This is a genomic window from Streptomyces sp. NPDC093149, from assembly GCF_044754145.1.
GTDB lineage: Bacteria > Actinomycetota > Actinomycetes > Streptomycetales > Streptomycetaceae > Streptomyces.
Genome location: NZ_JBIVON010000010.1, coordinates 24,381 through 40,118 on the forward strand (window position 1 = coordinate 24,381; position 15,738 = coordinate 40,118).

General features: G+C 70.5%; 15 protein-coding genes and 1 pseudogene. 8 read left to right on the top strand and 8 right to left on the bottom strand.

Annotated features, from left to right (window positions below):
- Nucleotides 1–42 precede the first annotated feature (42 nt).
- The 3 genes from ACIQCZ_RS27415 (at nt 43) to ACIQCZ_RS27425 (ending at nt 3,024) form a co-directional block, all read left to right on the top strand.
- A complete protein-coding gene (locus ACIQCZ_RS27415) occupies nt 43–612 on the top strand; it encodes a Clp protease N-terminal domain-containing protein (protein ID WP_402285711.1) in 570 nt (189 codons plus the stop codon).
- Nucleotides 613–882: 270 nt separating this feature from the next.
- The gene (locus tag ACIQCZ_RS27420; RefSeq protein ID WP_402285713.1) at nt 883–1,911 is read left to right on the top strand and encodes an EamA family transporter; all 1,029 of its coding nucleotides are present in this window, start codon (nt 883–885) and stop codon (nt 1,909–1,911) included.
- 156 nt (nt 1,912–2,067) lie between these two features.
- Nucleotides 2,068–3,024, top strand: a complete 957-nt coding sequence (locus ACIQCZ_RS27425) for a DMT family transporter (protein WP_402285715.1) — start codon at nt 2,068–2,070, stop codon at nt 3,022–3,024.
- Nucleotides 3,025–3,082: 58 nt separating this feature from the next.
- Here ACIQCZ_RS27425 and ACIQCZ_RS27430 read toward each other — a convergent pair whose 3' ends face one another.
- Nucleotides 3,083–3,778 carry a pyridoxamine 5'-phosphate oxidase family protein gene (locus ACIQCZ_RS27430; RefSeq protein ID WP_402285717.1) on the bottom strand — a complete coding sequence of 232 codons (696 nt, stop codon included), beginning with the start codon at nt 3,776–3,778 and terminating at the stop codon, nt 3,083–3,085.
- A gap of 35 nt (nt 3,779–3,813) precedes the next feature.
- Between ACIQCZ_RS27430 and ACIQCZ_RS27435 the strand changes: the two genes are divergently transcribed.
- A complete protein-coding gene (locus ACIQCZ_RS27435; RefSeq protein WP_402285720.1) occupies nt 3,814–5,145 on the top strand; it encodes an aminotransferase class I/II-fold pyridoxal phosphate-dependent enzyme in 1,332 nt (443 codons plus the stop codon).
- Here the strand turns inward: ACIQCZ_RS27435 and ACIQCZ_RS27440 are convergent.
- A complete protein-coding gene (locus ACIQCZ_RS27440; RefSeq protein ID WP_402285722.1) occupies nt 5,136–6,167 on the bottom strand; it encodes a DMT family transporter in 1,032 nt (343 codons plus the stop codon). The two genes, ACIQCZ_RS27435 and ACIQCZ_RS27440, sit on opposite strands and share 10 nt — an antisense overlap.
- Before the next feature lie 74 nt (nt 6,168–6,241).
- Here ACIQCZ_RS27440 and ACIQCZ_RS27445 point away from each other — a divergent pair, with 74 nt between their 5' ends.
- Nucleotides 6,242–7,156, top strand: coding sequence for a LysR family transcriptional regulator (locus ACIQCZ_RS27445; protein ID WP_402285725.1), 915 nt, complete (start codon nt 6,242–6,244; stop codon nt 7,154–7,156).
- A 16-nt stretch (nt 7,157–7,172) separates the two neighbouring features.
- Here ACIQCZ_RS27445 and ACIQCZ_RS27450 read toward each other — a convergent pair whose 3' ends face one another.
- The gene (locus ACIQCZ_RS27450; RefSeq protein ID WP_402285728.1) at nt 7,173–7,649 is read right to left on the bottom strand and encodes a pyridoxamine 5'-phosphate oxidase family protein; all 477 of its coding nucleotides are present in this window, start codon (nt 7,647–7,649) and stop codon (nt 7,173–7,175) included.
- Between the two features lie 111 nt (nt 7,650–7,760).
- Here ACIQCZ_RS27450 and ACIQCZ_RS27455 point away from each other — a divergent pair, with 111 nt between their 5' ends.
- The gene (locus ACIQCZ_RS27455; RefSeq protein ID WP_402285730.1) at nt 7,761–8,408 is read left to right on the top strand and encodes a cysteine hydrolase; all 648 of its coding nucleotides are present in this window, start codon (nt 7,761–7,763) and stop codon (nt 8,406–8,408) included.
- Here ACIQCZ_RS27455 and ACIQCZ_RS27460 read toward each other — a convergent pair.
- Nucleotides 8,398–8,847: a Rieske (2Fe-2S) protein gene (locus ACIQCZ_RS27460; RefSeq protein WP_402285733.1), complete on the bottom strand. Its 450-nt coding sequence runs from the start codon at nt 8,845–8,847 to the stop codon at nt 8,398–8,400. The two genes, ACIQCZ_RS27455 and ACIQCZ_RS27460, sit on opposite strands and share 11 nt — an antisense overlap.
- Before the next feature lie 647 nt (nt 8,848–9,494).
- Between ACIQCZ_RS27460 and ACIQCZ_RS27465 the strand changes: the two genes are divergently transcribed.
- Entirely contained in the window at nt 9,495–9,875 is a 381-nt protein-coding gene (locus ACIQCZ_RS27465) for a hypothetical protein (protein ID WP_402285735.1), read from the top strand.
- 218 nt (nt 9,876–10,093) lie between these two features.
- Here ACIQCZ_RS27465 and ACIQCZ_RS27470 read toward each other — a convergent pair whose 3' ends face one another.
- The 4 genes from ACIQCZ_RS27470 to ACIQCZ_RS27485 form a co-directional block, all read right to left on the bottom strand.
- Nucleotides 10,094–10,798 carry a TetR/AcrR family transcriptional regulator gene (locus ACIQCZ_RS27470; protein ID WP_402285737.1) on the bottom strand — a complete coding sequence of 235 codons (705 nt, stop codon included), beginning with the start codon at nt 10,796–10,798 and terminating at the stop codon, nt 10,094–10,096.
- Between the two features lie 288 nt (nt 10,799–11,086).
- On the bottom strand, nt 11,087–11,986 hold the full coding sequence (locus ACIQCZ_RS27475; protein ID WP_402285738.1) for a geranyl diphosphate 2-C-methyltransferase: 900 nt from the start codon (nt 11,984–11,986) through the stop codon (nt 11,087–11,089).
- 5 nt (nt 11,987–11,991) lie between these two features.
- Entirely contained in the window at nt 11,992–13,320 is a 1,329-nt protein-coding gene (locus ACIQCZ_RS27480) for a family 2 encapsulin nanocompartment cargo protein terpene cyclase (protein WP_402285740.1), read from the bottom strand.
- Nucleotides 13,321–13,375: 55 nt separating this feature from the next.
- Nucleotides 13,376–14,788, bottom strand: a complete 1,413-nt coding sequence (locus ACIQCZ_RS27485; RefSeq protein ID WP_402285743.1) for a family 2B encapsulin nanocompartment shell protein — start codon at nt 14,786–14,788, stop codon at nt 13,376–13,378.
- 294 nt (nt 14,789–15,082) lie between these two features.
- Between ACIQCZ_RS27485 and ACIQCZ_RS27490 the strand changes: the two are divergent.
- A pseudogene (locus ACIQCZ_RS27490) lies at nt 15,083–15,358 on the top strand (transposase family protein); the annotation flags it as partial.
- Between the last annotated feature and the right edge of the window lie 380 nt (nt 15,359–15,738).

Sequence of the window (15,738 nt, forward strand, 5' to 3'; positions counted from 1 at the left end):
CCGGCGATGCCCCGGGGCCGTGGGACTGATGGGGTAAGAGGTGTGCAAAACCGGACGCCGCGGATCCCTCAGCAGCCCGCACCGAACCGTGCTGAGTTCGACGCCAGACTCACTGTGGAGCTGGCCGTTGTGGTGACGGGCGCCCGCAGGCGCGCGCTGCGGGACGGCGACCGGCAGATCGATACGGCGCACTTGCTGCACTCCCTCATCGAATCGGACCCCGAGGTGAGGTCGGCCTTCGAGGGTGGACCTCAGCTGGCGAAGGTGCTCGGCTATCTCGTCCAGCGCAGTATCGGATACGGGCTCCGATGGCAGGGCTCGGTGGAGGACTCCGGCGCTGTTCCGGTCGTCAGGGATCCGGATTCCGCCGCGCGGGACGTGGGAGTGGAGGGCTGGTCACCCTCGGCCGCTTCGGCCATGGCCGAAGCGCACGAGCGGGCGGCGCTGCGCGGCGATGTGCGGGCCGGAGGGCTCGACCTGCTCGCGGCGCTGGCCATGGATCACGAGTGCAGGGCCGTCGAGGTGCTGGAGCGGGCCGGTGTCGACGCCGAGCAACTCGCCGCCCGGATCATGGGAGCCTCCGACCAGGGGCGGCGCGGGGCCGGGGGCTGAGCGCCCGGCACAACGGTGCTGAATGGGCGCGGCAGTTCGTTCGGCGTCCCGCGGTCAGGGCTGTGCATCGCGGCAGTTGCCGCCGGGATGACGCCGACCGGTCGACGACGACACGGGGCTGCCCGCGGCACGGAGCGGTCGATTGCCGACAGCGCCGCGGTCGGTCCCGGGCGTGGTGCGTACGGGCGTGATCGATCCGAGCGCCTGACGGGGAGGTGTGTCAGTGATCACCGGGGTGACGCTCCTGACCGCAGCTGTCATGATGTGCCGATGCACGCGTCTCAGGGGAGAAGCGCCGGCCTGGGACTCGCCCTGGCCTCGGCGTTCGCATTCGGTGGTTCAGGGGTGGCGGCCAAGCCGCTCATCGAGGCGGGGCTCGATCCGCTCCATGTGGTGTGGCTGCGGGTGGCGGGTGCCGCCCTCGTCATGCTGCCTGTCGCCTGGCGTCACCGGGACCTCGTCCGCAGTCGGCCGGTCCTGCTGCTGGGGTTCGGGCTGCTCGCCGTCGCGGGTGTGCAGGCCTGCTACTTCGCCGCGATCTCCCGTGTACCCGTCGGTGTCGCGCTCCTCGTCGAGTATCTGGCGCCCGCGCTCGTCCTGGGCTGGGTCCGCTTCGTCCAGCGCCGTCCGGTCACTCGGGGTGCCGCGGTCGGTGTGGTGCTCGCCGTCGCGGGACTCGCCTGCGTGGTCGAGGTCTGGTCCGGGCTGAGCTTCGACGTGGCCGGGCTGCTGCTCGCGCTCGGTGCCGCCTGCTGTCAGGTCGGCTACTTCGTCCTGTCGGACCAGGGGAGCGCGGACCGGGCGGAAGGCGTCGAACCGCCCCATCCGGTCGGTGTCATCGCGTACGGACTGCTGATCGGTACGGTGGTCCTCACCCTGGTCGCAAGGCCCTGGAAGATGGACTGGGCGGTCCTCGGCGGCAGCGCGTCCATGGACGGTACGGACGTGCCCGCCTGGCTGCTGATCGTCTGGATCGTGCTGGTGGCGACGGTGGTCGCCTATGTCACCGGGGTGATCTCGGTGCGGCTGCTCTCTCCCGCGGTCGCGGGCGTCGTCGCCTGCCTGGAGGCGGTCATCGCGACCGTGCTCGCGTGGGTGCTGCTCGGCGAGCATCTGTCGGCGCCGCAGCTCATCGGCGGTTGCATGGTGCTGATCGGTGCCTTCATCGCCCAGTCGGCGACGCCGAGGACGCCCTCCGGCCCCGTTGCCTCGGGAACGGGCGAGGCGCACGCCGAGAGGCCGGGCGCAGGCCGAGCCGCGGCCGAGGGGGAGTTGTCCGCGGGCCGCGCTGCGACGTAGCCTGCTGATCATGAATTCGACCGTGCTTTCGCCGCCCGCCGCCTAGCGCGGGCGGCCACTCCTGACGAAGACCGGGCTCGGGCAGTTCCCGAGCGGATCGTCGCTGCCCGTGCGGAGCCGAGCGACCACCGTTCCGTCTTCATCCGGAGAAGTCACATGTCGAACCCTGCTTCCGGCCTGCCCGTCGGGCGGAGCCTCATCTATCTGATCGTCGCCGGTGTGGCCTGGGGAACTGCCGGGGCCGCCGCTTCGCTGATCTTCGAGGTCAGCGATCTGGGACCGCTCGCCCTGTCCTTCTGGCGCTGTGCGGGCGGCCTTGTACTCCTGCTTGCCGCTCTGGCGCTGCGGCCCCGACGCGCAGCAGCTCCGGCCGAACCACGCGGCCGTCGGGTGCTGCGCGTCCTGGGTACCAGCGCGGGCCTCACCGTCTTCCAGAGCGCGTACTTCGCAGCCGTCGAGGCGACCGGACTGGCGGTCGGGACCGTTGTCACGCTCGGGGCGGGACCGGTGCTCATCGCGGTCGGTGCGCGGCTGGCCATGGGGGAACGGCTGGGGCGCGGCGGGTCGGCCGCTGTGACGGGTGCGCTGGCCGGGCTCGCCGTGCTGGTGCTCGGCGGCGACGGGGCGACGGTACGGCCTGCCGGAGTCGTCCTGGCCCTGCTCTCCGCGGCCGGCTACGCGACGATCACTCTGCTGACCCGATGGCTCGGCCGTGACGGCGGCGCCACCGACTCCCTCGCCACCAGCGCCTGGGCCTTCGGGATCGGAGCTGTCGGACTGCTGCCGATGGCCGCGGCCGAAGGGCTCGTACCCCACACCGCTCAGCCGACGCAGGTGGTGACGCTCCTGGTGTATGTGGCGGCGGTGCCGACCGCGCTCGCCTATGCGCTCTACTTCGCGGGCGCCGCTGCGGTGCGTGCCGCGACGGTGTCCGTGATCATGCTGCTCGAACCGGTCAGCGCGGCGGTCATCGCCGTCGTGGTGCTCCGTGAGCGGCTCACCGCAGCCACTGTCGTCGGGACGCTGCTGCTCCTCGTGGCCGTGGCGGGGCTGGCGCTCGCCGAGGCGCGCGGCGCCGCGCACGCCCGCCGCCGGGCGGCGGCACCGGCCTGACCGCCGGGGTGGGCGTGGCCCGTGTCCCCGGCGGTGGGCCCGTCCACCCCGAGGCGGCTCACAGCGCGGTGATGTAGTCCGGCAGTGCGATGGCGGGGTCGAGGTCGTCCGAAGGGAGCGGCGTCGCATAGCCGTGGGCGAGTGGGACGACGCCCGCCCAGTGGGGGAGTCCGAGGTCGCGGGGCTCGTCGTTGGGGCCGCCGGTGCGGATCTTGGCGGAGACCTCCTGGAGGTCCAGCCGGATCACCGCGGTCGCGGCGAGTTCCTTCTCGTCGGCGGGCCGGGAGTCGGCGGACCGCCCCGGCACCACGTGGTCGACGATCGCGTCGAGAGCGGTCCGCCGCTCCTGGGGGTCCGTCACCGTGCGCGCGATGCCGTGGACCACCACGGAGCGGTAGTTGATCGAGTGGTGGAAGGCGGAGCGCGCCAGCACCAGTCCGTCGACATGCGTCACCGTCAGACAGACGGGCAGTCCGGGGTCGGTCCGGCCGGACTCCCGCAGGGGGCGGGAGCCGGTCGAGCCGTGTACGTACAGGCGCTCGCCGATCCGTCCGAAGAGCGTCGGCAGGACGACCGGCGCGCCGTCACGGACGAAACCGAGATGGCAGACATATGCCTCGTCGAGTATCGAGTGGACCAGTTCCCGGTCGTACGCCGCGCGGTCGCGGGAACGGGTCGGGACGGTGCGCCCGGTCGGCTGGTATGCGGTCCCGGCGTCCGTGCCCGTGGCCTGTGGCGATGCGGTGTCCGACATTGCGTACTCCATTGCACTAGTGCATAATCTTGTTTGTGCTAGGAGAGTATCGGATCGTCGGGCGGCGTGCATCGGAGATTGCCGCGAGCGTGGAGCTCGGGGTCGGTTCGGGTGACCTCGCGCCTGGACAAGTGCTGCCGCCCATGCGGGAGTTGGCGGATCATCTGGGAGTGAACCCCAATACGGTGGCGGCCGCCTACCGCACGCTCCGGGAGCGCGGGGTGATCGAGACGGCCGGGCGTCGGGGCAGCAGAGTCCGGCCGCGCCCCGCGAGCACGGCGCGCGGCTCGCTCCGGGTCGAGGCCCCGCCCGGAGTGCGGGATCTGGGGGAGGGGAATCCCGATCCGGCCCTGCTGCCCCCATTGGGAGAGGCGTTCGCGGCGGTCACGGGCGAGTACGCGCAACAGCCCGGGATGTACGGGCAGGCGCCGGTGGATCCGGAGTTCGCCGCACTCGCGCGTGCCGCGCTGGACGCCGACGGGCTGCCGGCCGGTGCGGTGGTGGCGACCTCCGGATCGCTGGACGCGATCGAGCGGGTACTGGTCGCACATCTCAAACCGGGCGACGCGGTGGCCGTCGAGGACCCCGGGTGGGGCAGCTTGCTGGACCTCGTACCGGCGTTGGGGCTGCGTCCCGTGCCCGTGGCGCTCGACGACGAGGGGCCGCTGCCCGACGCCGTCGAGCGCGCGCTGAACGCCGGTGCCCGTGCCCTCGTGGTCACGGACCGGGCGCAGAATCCGACCGGCGCCGCGATCACCGGCGGGCGTGCCTTCGAGCTGCGGGGTGTCCTCGCCGGACACCGGGACGTCCTCCTGATCGAGGACGACCACGGGCACGGCATCGTCGATCTGCCGCTGTACCCGCTGGCGGGTGCCACGGACCGGTGGGCGTTCGTGCGGTCCGTGGCCAAGGCGTACGGGCCGGACCTGCGTGTCGCCGTACTGACCGGAGACCCGGTCACGGTCGACCGGGTCTCCGGCCGGCAGCTGCTCGGCCCCGGCTGGGTCAGCAGGCTGCTGCAACGAGCCGTGGCGTATCTGTGGACGTCGGACGCGGTCGACCCGGCAGAGGTGGCGCAGGCGTACGCGCGGCGGCGCGACGCACTCGTGCGGGCTCTGGGGGAGCGAGGAGTGGAGGCGCACGGCCGCAGTGGCATGAACGTGTGGGTGCCGGTCAGCGACGAGACCTGGGCCGTGGCACGGCTGTTGCACGCGGGCTGGGCGGTGGCGCCCGGGGCGCGGTTCCGGATGGCCGCGCCCCAGGGGATCCGGCTCACCGTCTCACCGCTCACCGAGGCCGACATCGGGCCACTGGCCGACGCGGTCGCGGGGGCGGCGGGGCCGGCGAAGCCGCTGAACTACGGCTGAGCCTCGGATCCGGACCCGGTGCTGTGCCTCCTGCTCTGGGTGAGAGCGGCGCCGGCCAGGACCACGAGCGCGCCGACCGGAGTGTTCCAGCTCAGCCGCTCACCGAGCACGACGACGCCGGCCGTGGTGGCGATGACCGGGATGAAATAGGTGACCATCTGCGCGGTCGTCGGTCCGACCTCGGCCACCAGCCCGTACTGCACCAGCACCGCGAAGCCCGTGCCGAGCGCCCCCAGGGCGACCACGGCCAGGGTCGGGAGCAGCGGGAAGCCGCCGGGGAACGAGGTGAACACCGGGGTGACCAGAGCGATCTGCACCGTGCCGAGGAAGAGCTGGCCGCCTGTCAGGGAGAGTGCGGACGAACCGCTGCCCGCCAGCGTCCTGCGGACGTATATCCAGCCGATCGGATAGCTGAGGGAGGCGAGCAGGGCCATGGCCGTACCGCTGAAGTCCAGCCCGGAGAAGCCCTGCCAGGCTCCCAGGACGGTGAGTACGCCGAGAAAGCCGAGCCCGAGCCCGGCTACGCGGCGACGGGTCGGCCGGTCCTCGGAGAGCGCGACGAGCGACAGTGCCATGCCCCAGAGGGGTGAGGTCGCATTGCAGATGCCGGCCAGCGTCGACGGGATGCTCAGCTCGGCGTAGGCGAAGAGCGAGAACGGCAGCGCGTTCAGGAGGAACGCGGCGACGGCCAGATGCCCCCAGGTCCGGGCGCCGCGCGGCGGCCGTTCCCGCCGTACCGCCATCGCGACGGCCAGCACCGCCGTGCCCGACAGGAGGCGGCCGAGCGTGACCTGGAACGGTGCGTATCCCTCGGTGCCGACCTTGATCAGAAGGAAGCTGAAGCCCCAGATGAGCGAGAGGGCCCCGAAGCGGATCCGCCAGTCCAGCTTCGGGCGCGCGGCGGACACCGGGTCGGGGGGCGCATGCGGAGTGGTCGCCCCGCCCGGCAGGGCGGTAGCCGGGGGATCGGCGGGAGGAGTGGCTGTCGATGGGGTGTTTCTCGATGTCGCGGGCGCGCTCATGGGGTCCACGATGACCAAGAGAATCACGTAGGACAAGTGAGATTTTGTATGGCGATCCACGTAGCATTGCTTACATGTTGAATCTGGAGCGCCTGCGCACCCTGGACGCCCTCGCCCGGCACGGTTCGGTCAGCGGAGCCGCCGAGGGGCTGCATGTCACCACTTCGGCGGTCTCCCAGCAGATGTCGAAGCTGGAGCGGGAGGTGGGTCAGCAGCTCCTCGCCAAGAACGGTCGCGGGGTCCGGCTCACCGACGCCGGCCGCCTGCTCGCCGACCATGCCGCCCGGATCCTGTCCCAGGTCGAGCTCGCCCAGGCCGACATCGAGGCGCAGCGCGGTGAGGTGGTGGGCGAGATCCGGCTCTCCGCCTTTCCGACCGCGGCGCGCGGGCTCTTCCCCGCGGCGCTCGCCGCGCTGCGCTCCGACCACCCGGAACTGCGCGTGTTCACACGGGAACTCGAACCCGAGGACGGAATCCGTGCGGTCATCAGGGGCGACATCGACCTGGCAGTGGTGCTGGACTGGAGCAACAAGCGGCTGCCCGTCCCCGGTGGCCTCGCCGTGGCCGGACTCCTGGACGACGCACCGGACATCGCGATGCCGGCCGGCCACCGACTCGCGGACCGGGCGGAGGTGGACCTGGAGGAATTCGCCGAGGACGACTGGGTGTCCTGGCCGGAAGGCGAGTTCTGCTACGACTGGCTGATGTTCACCCTGCGCTCCAAGGGCATCGAACCGCGCATCGCGCATCTGGCCGGCGAGCACCACACCCAACTCGCCCTGATCGCCGCCGGGCTGGGCGTTTGCGTGGCGCCCCGGCTGGGGCGCGGACCGGTACCCGACGGGGTGCGGCTCGTTCCGGTGCGGCAGAAGATGCGACGGCATGTCCACGCCGTGTGGCGTACCGACGCGGATCGCCGCCCGTCCATCAGGGCGGCGGTGGCGGCGCTCCGGGCGGTCGGTCGGGAGATGGAAGCGCCCCTGACGTAGGCCGGCAGCGGTCTGCTCAGGCCGCGGACGGTCCTGACAGCTTGCGGAAGTCCCAGGACGTGATGGCCTCCGGGGTGAGTCGGAGCCAGGCGTGCCGGCCGTCGTGCGGCATGGTGTCCATCCCGAAGTACTTCGCCGCGAACAGCCTCTCCGGCAAGTGCAGTTCGGGGCAAGCGTCGCCGATGCGGGGCGCTTCGCCGACGGTGACGGCCCGGCCGGAGAGTTCTACGCCGCGCAGATCCGTGTACTCCACCCCGTCGTCCACGACCACCGCGACCCTCGGGTCCTCTCGCAGCTGGGACCAGCGCAGGCTGCGGGTGATCGAGTACAGCCAGAGCGAGGAGCCGTCCCAGGTGAACCACAGGGCACCGACGTGCGGGCGGCCGTCGGTGGACACGGTGGCGACGCGGCAGGTGCGCTGCTCGGCGAGATAGGTGTCGCGTTCGGCGTCCGTCATCATGATCCGACGGCCCCGTCGCTGAATGGCGGCCATGGGGCGCCCCTCCCGATAGCTGACTATGTGTCAGAAATCATGGGGCCTCTTCCGCTGCCACGCAATGGCGATTAGCCTCGCGCGCCCGATCCGCCACCGAAAGGGGCCGCCGTGCCGTCGAAGGAACAGCTCGCCGAGCAGCTCGATCCCGCCACCACCGTGCTGTTGACGGTCGAATGCCAGCAAGGTGTGGTGGGAGCCGAGAGCGCGCTGCCGGAACTTGCCGCCGAGGCCAGGTCCTCCGGGGCGCTCCACCGTGTCGCCCGGCTGGTCGCGGCCGCCCACGAGGCCGGGGTCCAGGTACTGCACGCGGTGGCCGAACGACGCCCGGACGGGCGCGGTGCCAACCACAACGCCCGCCTCTTCCGGGCTGCCGGACGGTTGCCCGTACAGCAGCACTCGGGCACCACGGCCGTACGGATCGCCGAGCCCATCGAGGTGGCGGACGAGGACCTCGTCGTGCGCAGGCTGCACGGCCTCTCGCCCATCGCCGGAACGGACGTGGACGCGCTGCTGCGCAACCTCGGCTGCCGGACGCTCGTCGTCACCGGAGTCTCGGCCAATGTCGCCGTCCCCAACGCCGTGTTCGACGCGGTGAACCTCGGATACACGGCGGTGGTGCCGTCCGATGCCATCGCGGGAGTGCCGGCCGACTACACGCCCGCGATGATCCGCAACACCCTGTCCCTCGTCGCCACCGTCACGACCACCGATGATGTGCTCGGCTGCTGGCGCAGCCGGGGGAGGACTAGGACGTGAGCGTGATCGAGCCGTCCTTCACCGTGATCGATTTGGCGGGCAGGGGCCGGCCGGCCGGGCCCGCCGCCACTTCGCCCGTCGAGATGTCGAACTTGCTCCCGTGACAAGGGCAGTTGATGGTGCCGTCCGACACGCTGGACACCGCACAGCCCTGATGGGTGCACTTCGACGAGAAAGCCTTGAACTCGCCCGTCTCGGGCTGTGTCACCACGACACCCCGGTCGGCGAAGATCTTCCCGCCGCCCTTGGGGATGTCGGCGGTCCTCGCCAGTGCGCCGCCGCCGTCCGTTCCGTCATCGGCCGGCTTGGCCGTACCCGAACGGCCGGAATCCTTCTGGCTGCCGCACGCGGTGAGTACGGCAGCCACCGAGGCGGCCCCGGCTGCTGCGACCACGGCCCTACGCCCGGGACGGATCTCCTGGTCCTGCGAAGCACTCATGCCGGCTTCCCTTCCGTGATGTTCATGACGTCGATCTGCACGATGCCGGAGTTCTCGACTTCGGCACTCATGGCTTATTTGTTCATGATTGCGGTTTTCGCGCCTTCTGTGCCGGACCGGGGTGCGCGCGTCGGCTTCCCCGAATTCCCGTCCGAGGGACTTCTTGAGGAAGTCCCTCTCCGGCGGCGACGGATTGTTCGCCGCCTCCTCCCGGGTGACCGGATGGCCCGCCCCGGAGCTCGTGGTTCTCCGGGATTGCCTCCAGGTGGCCGAGGGGTCGTTCCTCCCAATGGGTGTCGTGGAGCCGTCGGCCGGTCGGTGCGCCGCCGGCCGCTGCCGCTCGGAGCACTCCCGATGAGGTGGCGCGGCGGCAGCCGCGAGATACGTGTCGAACGACCGGCCGCGTATCGCGACGCGTGTCGGGTCCAGCGCGGGAGACCGGGCGACGGCTGCCCGCGGCGCGTCGATCCGGTCCTCCGGCGCGGCGGTCAGCCGTTCCCCGTACGCCGACTTCTCCCGGGCCTCCCGCCCCACGTCACGGAATGCCGCGACCATGGGGCGGTCACCGGCCCCAGGCGACGACGGCCCGACCCGAGCGGACACGATGCGTCGCGGGACTGTCAGAGGCGTCTGCCAGGCTGAGAGGCATGACACCGAGCAACCTGAACGATCTTGAGCAGGCCATTCGCGATTCCTGGGGCGCGGACACCACGACGCCGGAGCACCGACCGAACTGGACAGCGGACAACCCGGCGCGCGACCAGTGCGGTGTCACTGCCCTGGTGGTGCACGATCTGTTGGGCGGGGTGCTGATCCGTGGCGAGGTCCATGTCAACGGTGAGCGAGTGGACTACCACTGGTGGAACCGTCTGGGCATGGGGATAGAAGTCGACCTCACGCGCGAGCAGTTCGGACCCGACGAGATGGTCGTCGGCGGCGACGTGATCGAACGGCCGGCGCAGATCGTGCGACTCCGTGAGGAGTACGAGCTGCTCCGCGGCCGGGTCCTGGCAGTGCTGCGTTCCTGAGGGCCGCCCCGCAGTGACGAAGCGGGTCATCCGGCTGTCGTGTCGCTCCCGCGAAAGACCGGTGCTCCCGCGCGCAGCCGGGCGAAGAGAGGCGTCCGGTCCGGCTACCGGTCGGAGGGTCAGGCGCGGATGTCGCGTTCGAGCGCTCGGGCGGAGCGGTGGACGCCTTGCGTCGCAGTGACGGCCACGGTCCGCGGCGGGCCGCGGACCGTACCGGCTCAGTCCCCGGTGCCTGCGTCGACGTCGGCCGGGTCGGTCCCGGACGGCTGACGTCCCCCGGCCCCGAGCGCACCGGCGTGGTCCAGGAGTGTGCCGCTCTCCAGGCCGAGTTCGCGTTCGGCCGTGGTCACGGCCATCCTCGTCACCGCGTCGGGCCGGTCGTCGGTATGAGTGTTGGCGTGCGCGCCGAGGCCGTCGATGACCACGAGGATCTGAATGGTCGTCACATACGGGTCGTCGGTGCGGAACTCCCCGCGGTCGACGCCCTCACGGATGAGACTCTCCAGGCGGCCGCGCCACATGGCCTCCTGACGGCCGACCCTGTCGCGCAGGGCGGGGCGGTAGCGACTGAGGTGCCGGGCGTTGATCCAGAGCCGGCTGATCTCGTCGTACGCGGTGCCCGTCGCGAGTGAGAAGAAGCGTGCGAGGTGTTCGGTGGGTGTTCCCGCCGCCCGGTCCGTCGGCAGAAGGGTGTCCAGTTCGGCTCCGGCCGCGGTGCCGAACGCCTCGGCCACGAGATCCTCCACCGCGGGGAAGTAGTGGCTGATGAGGCCTGGTCGGACGCCGAGTTGCTCGCCGATCCGGCGCAACGTGATGCCCTCCAGGCCTTCGGCCAGAGCAATGGCGGCAGCCGCGTCGACGATCTCCATGCGTCGATCCGACGGCGATTTTCGAACACGCTTCCGCTGGATGCTTGACGACATGAGGTCCATGCTATTGAGTGTGCGACCAATAATCAACCGAGAGGTGCGCCCGGCGCCCGGAAGGCTTCATGGCCTCCGCGGATTCCGCTCCGCACCGCTGCGCCCGTCATCGGGTCGGTCTTCGATGGAGCCGGACGTGTCGAGACGCATGGCATCGACACCCTCCCCGTACGACGACGTCGGCCCTCAAGACCACCACCAGGTCTTGAGGGCCGATGCAGCGTCAGGAACCGTACCGACCAGCTGTGTCCGTCGGTGACGGACGAGACTCTTTCGGTCGGCAGGCGGTCAGATGCGGTCGGCTGCGATCAGGAGGTACTGGAAGGACTCGTCCTTGTAGGAGTTGATGAACGCTTCTTCAATGCCTGTCACCAGCGAGGACGTGGCCCGCAGCTCCCAGTAGGGAAGGGTTGCGGGCGTGAGGTCGATGACGGCCTGCGGTACGAGGCGATTGTCCGCCATGGCGCGCAGGTACTCCCGGCGGGAGTGGATGTTGCACTCGAAGTGGGCGTTGATCTGCGAGACCCACTTCGAGGGCTGACCGTAACGCGGGTTCCAGCAGCCGGTGATGGTCACGTAGCGGCCGCCGACCGCGAGGATGCGGGAGTGCTCGGCGAAGAGGTCGTGCAGGTCGACGTACATGCTCGACTCGTTGTTCCACGAGGCCGCGGCCCGGCCGGTCTCGAAGGGCATGCCGAGCATGTTGCAGACACGGGCGTGGACGTGGTCCTCGATGCCGAGTTCGCGGGCGCGCTGGTTGGCGAAGTCGGCCTGCTTGGCCGACAGTGTGACGCCCTCGGCCCTGCACCCGAAGCGCTGGTGGGCCATGACCATCGAGCCGCCGCGGCCGCAGCCGGCGTCCACGACCAGATCGTCGCGCTCGATCGGGCCGAGGTGGTCGAGGAGGAGCTCGGCCTGCGCGGACTCCAGGCGGTGGAGCTCGGCGATCAGCTTCTTCTCGTGTTCGCTGTCGTCGGCGTCGCCGAGGGCGGCGTGATCGACGTCGCCGATGCCGTAGTGGTGGTGGTAAAGGCCGTCGACATCGCCGAGACGGAGGTTCACGGGCCTGGCCTCGCCGTCCCAGTAGCGGGCGATGTCCCCCTGGTACGGCGTTGCCGGGGAGGGGATGAACACAGGAGTGGAGGTGGCGACGGTGGTGAGCTCGTTGCTGGTCACAGATAAATCCATTCTTCTTACCAGAAATCGGGCAGGCTGTAGCGATAGGTATTGGTCTGGTGCCAGTAGTGGTTGCCGTCGACCCAGACGGCCACGCCCCGCAGGAAGCGCTGCACGCTCGGGACGGGGCAGGCGGCGGCCAGGGCTGCGGCCTCGGCCTCGAAGTCGTGCATGAGGTCGTTGTGGACCTCGACCGCCTTCAGGTAGGCCTCACGGTCGGAGACGGCCTCACGTTCGGCGATCACCACGGGCAGATTCAGGTGCCGGCCGGGGGAGGCGAGCTCCTTGGTGTACGAGTAGAGGTCGTTCACGATGGTGGTGGCGTTGCCCGCGAGCGCGATGACCCGCTGCATGGCGGGTTGAGCGTGCAGGTCGGCCGGCAGTTCGTAGCCGCCGACGGTGTCGGTGATGGTGGGGCAGGGGCGGAAGTTGTTGAACTGGCGCATCGCCAGGTACTCCCACACCTCGGGGACGTGGTCCGCCTGGGCCCACGCGGCCTCGGCGAGGTACCCCATGTGCAGACGGGCCATGTCGTGCCGGAGCCGGTCGGCCTGGGACGGACTGGCCTGCTGGAGGAAGTACTCCATGGCCGAGCGGTAGGCGCGTCGAGGCGCGTCCGAATGGAGCGACTCCGCCCACTGCGGCTGGTACTCCTTCGTCGTGTGCAGGGGGTCGAGGGCGGTGTGGGCCAGCAGGAGGCGTTCGCCGAGGCCGACCGGGGAGCCTCCGTGGTCCTCGCAGTAGCAGTCGTCCACCGCGTTCTCGGCGACCATCAGGCGCGTGGCGAGCATCAGATGGTCGACGGTGGGAGCGTCCGGATGGCAGGCGACCATGTACCGCCCCACGGAGAAACCGTCGAACTGGTCCTCCCAGTCCTCGGGGTACAGATCGACCTCGTCCAGCGCCCAGGCCTTGATCCTGAGGCTGACCTCCTGCACTCGTCCGGGATGGGGCTCCGGCACCGGGTGGTGATAGAGGCCCGGGATCGGGTTGCCCTCCGCCGGAGCCGTCGGTGGCTCCGGCGGAGGCGACGGCTCCTCGCGACGGGTCAGGTGCAGACTCGCCGTACCCAGGCCACTGGGACCACGAAGGATCCGTTCCAGGCCGGGGCTCGGTGTCCGCACCTCGACGGCAGGGACATCGACAGGAGACGGAGTCGGCAGGGAAGGCAGCACGGGTCGGTCGCCGGTAGCGGCCCCGATGTCGCAGGCGCGGGCGGCGTTGGCGAGAACATACGTCCCGAAGTGGGAAGCGGACGCAGGCAGACTCGACTGCGCTGGGGAAGACTCAGGGGCGGGCATCCATGGCTCCTTGGTGGGATGGGCGGCTGCCCCGGACCCAGGCACGCTCGGCCGGCCCGGACGGTCCGGACGGTCGTAGCCGCCGGCCAGGGCGGATCGTCTAGTCGTGCCTGCGGGCGATCTGCACGTTCTCCAACACGCCGAGCGCGTCCGGCACGAGGACGGCGGCGGAGTAGTAGGTGGTGACGAGGTAGGAGATGATCGACCGCTCGTCGATGCCCATGAAGCGCACCGACAGGCCCGGTTCGTACTCCTCGGGCAGACCGGTCTGGTGCAGGCCGATGACGCCCTGGTTGTCCTCCCCGGTACGCATGACAAGGATCGAGCTGGTGTTCTCCTTGGTGATGGGGATCTTGTTGCAGGGCAGGATCGGCACCCCGCGCCAGGCCGGGACCTGCTGCCCGCCGAGGTCGACGTGGTCCGGGTAGAGCCCGCGGGAGTTGAACTCACGCCCGATCGCCGCGATCGTCCTGGGGTGGGCGAGGAAGAGCTTGGAACCGCGGCGGCGGCAGAGCAGCTCGTCGAGGTCGTCCGGCGTGGGCGGGCCGGAGTGGGTCTGGATGCGCTGCTTGAAGTCGGCGTTGTGGAGCAGACCGAACTCCCTGTTGTTGATCAGCTCGTGCTCCTGGCGCTCGCGCAACGCCTCGATGGTGAGCCGGAGTTGCTCCTCGGTCTGGTTCATCGGCCCGTTGTAGAGGTCGGCGACCCTCGTGTGGACCCGCAGAATGGTCTGCGCGACGGAGAGCTCGTACTCGCGCGGCTTCAGTTCGTAGTCGACGAACGCGCCGGGCAGTTCGGGCTCGCCGGTGTGGTCGGCCGACATGGCGATCTCGGCCTCGCCGTGACGGTTCTGCCGCTGCTGGGGCAGTGAGCTGAACTGCTGGATATGGGCCTGGAGGCTCGGTGCTGTGGACAGCACGGCGGCGAAGTCGCCGCGGGACAGGGTGAGCAGGGTGCCGGCGGTATCGGCGGTGGCCGTGTAGTCCCACCGGGCGTCCGCGTCCAGCAGAGCGTTCTCACCGAACCGGTCGCCGTCGGCGAGTACGGCGACGGCGACCTCGTCACCGTACTTGCCGACGGAGGTCTGGCTGATGCGGCCGTGGGCGATCAGGTGGATCTGTTCGGCGGGCGTACCGCGCTCGACCAGCGTTTCGCCGGCACGGAAATCGCGCTGGACGCACCGGCCGGCGATCGCCGTCAGCACCTCCACGTCCTCGAAGCCGCGCAGCAGGGCCAGTTCGCCGAGCTCGCGGGGGATCACCCGGACGTCGGCACCGTCCTGAACGAACTCCACACGGCCGTCGCCGACGGTGTAGCTCAGCCGACGGTTCACCCGGTAGGCGCCACCCTTGGCCTCCACCCAGGGGAGCGTCCGCAGCAGCCAGCGAGAGGTGATCTCCTGCATCTGCGGGGCGGACTTGGTCGTGGTGGCGAGGTTACGGGCAGCCGCCGTGCTCAGGCTGGACTGCTGCGGCGGCTCCAGCGGTGCTTCCGGGCTGGTGTCAACAGACATCGGGCGGGCTCTCCTTCGTCAGGGCTGTGGTCGGCGTGCGTGCGCGTCACCGGGAAAGAGGAAAAGTGGGGGCAAACATCTGGGAATCCGTCCAGATCCCGGGAAACAGTAAAGGCCGGGGCACCCGATCGGCCCTGAGAAGCCGCTGACATTAGCTCGATGCGATGATCTTGCCCGCCGCGAGGTTTGCCCGGCCGGTCGACGGTGCTCCGACATGGTCGGCAGCGCGTGCGATGCGCGCCGCCGTCGCCTGGGAACTCCTGGCGGAGGTATCGGGCGGACACGCCGGCTGCCGACCGGCCTGTGGCCGATCCGGTCCATCTGCGGCACGACCTTCCGCATTCACTACTGGGGCTGCTGTTCGGTGTCGACCGCTCCGCGATCACTCGCGCGATCGGCGAGATGCGGGGGCGGCTCGTCCGGCGGGGATGTGCGGTTCCCGACCGTCCTGGTCTGCGCCTGCGGACCGTGGCGGATGTGTTCGCATATGCCCAGACCGAGGGCATTGAGTTGCATCTGGATGCCACCGGGATCCAGGTCCGCGATGTGCCTGTTCCCCGAGGTCGGAGACCGGTTGGTCCGGGGCAGGTCGGCGGCGGGCCTGGACGGGGTTTCGGTGGACGGTCGGACGCCGAAGGCCCTGCGTGATCTGCGCCGTCGGCTTGGAGTCGCACCGGTTCGGGCACTGTTCGAGGTGCTGGCCGGTCCGCCGGCCCGGCCGACGACACCGGGGGTGCGATCCGGTCCGTTCCGGACGGTGTCGTTCGACGGGTGCAGTTCAGAGAAGGTCGCCGACTCCGAGCGGCACCGCGTCCGGCGGGGGCGGACGTCTCGCCGCGGCTATCCGGCCATGGAATCGATGACGCTGGTCGAGACCGGGACCAGAGCGCTCATGGGCGCGGTGTTCGGGCCGCCGACCGGCGGCGAAACCCGTTACGCCTCACGGCTAC

Coding starts and splice junctions, on each gene's coding strand:
- ACIQCZ_RS27420 (WP_402285713.1), top strand. CDS start 883: ATGCACGCGTCTCAGGGGAGAAGCGCCGGCCTGGGACTCGCCCTGGCC.
- ACIQCZ_RS27425 (WP_402285715.1), top strand. CDS start 2,068: ATGTCGAACCCTGCTTCCGGCCTGCCCGTCGGGCGGAGCCTCATCTAT.
- ACIQCZ_RS27430 (WP_402285717.1), bottom strand. CDS start 3,778: ATGTCGGACACCGCATCGCCACAGGCCACGGGCACGGACGCCGGGACC.
- ACIQCZ_RS27440 (WP_402285722.1), bottom strand. CDS start 6,167: ATGAGCGCGCCCGCGACATCGAGAAACACCCCATCGACAGCCACTCCT.
- ACIQCZ_RS27445 (WP_402285725.1), top strand. CDS start 6,242: ATGTTGAATCTGGAGCGCCTGCGCACCCTGGACGCCCTCGCCCGGCAC.
- ACIQCZ_RS27450 (WP_402285728.1), bottom strand. CDS start 7,649: ATGGCCGCCATTCAGCGACGGGGCCGTCGGATCATGATGACGGACGCC.
- ACIQCZ_RS27460 (WP_402285733.1), bottom strand. CDS start 8,847: ATGAGTGCTTCGCAGGACCAGGAGATCCGTCCCGGGCGTAGGGCCGTG.
- ACIQCZ_RS27465 (WP_402285735.1), top strand. CDS start 9,495: ATGACACCGAGCAACCTGAACGATCTTGAGCAGGCCATTCGCGATTCC.
- ACIQCZ_RS27470 (WP_402285737.1), bottom strand. CDS start 10,798: ATGTCGTCAAGCATCCAGCGGAAGCGTGTTCGAAAATCGCCGTCGGAT.
- ACIQCZ_RS27475 (WP_402285738.1), bottom strand. CDS start 11,986: ATGGATTTATCTGTGACCAGCAACGAGCTCACCACCGTCGCCACCTCC.
- ACIQCZ_RS27485 (WP_402285743.1), bottom strand. CDS start 14,788: ATGTCTGTTGACACCAGCCCGGAAGCACCGCTGGAGCCGCCGCAGCAG.